The 367-nt window shown below is 45.5% G+C and carries 1 protein-coding gene; it reads right to left on the minus strand.

The window, feature by feature from the left end; translation table 11 throughout:
• Window positions 1-71 precede the first annotated feature (71 nt).
• Window positions 72-367 (minus strand): flagellin (locus A3712_RS23180; RefSeq protein ID WP_269451440.1); only part of this gene is annotated, 296 nt, incomplete at its 5' end.

Here is a 367-nt window from a genome sequence, read left to right on the forward strand (position 1 = left end):
CTAATTTGTGGAGGCCTTCCGTTAACGCTTTGTCTCAACAACGCTTATAGTCAACGTGGCTTTTCAATCGATTAACCTAGTAGGCTAAGTGCCGAGTTTGGCGCTTGCTTCGCTTGAGCAAGAATCGAGCTTGAAGCTTGAGAAAGGATCTGAGACTTAGTCATCTGAGTCGTTTCTTTCGCGAAGTCGGTATCTTTAATACGGCTCTTAGATGCGTTAACGTTCTCATTAATGTTGTCTAAGTTGCTGATTGCATGGTCGAAACGGTTTTGGAAAGCACCTAGCTCTGCACGGTGGCTATCTACAGATTTTAGAGCGCCATCGATGATGGATACCGCTTCGTTTGCACCCGCAACTGATGTTACGT

Origin of the sequence: Vibrio sp. HI00D65 (genome assembly GCF_001635455.1) — a bacterium.
Lineage (GTDB): Bacteria > Pseudomonadota > Gammaproteobacteria > Enterobacterales > Vibrionaceae > Vibrio.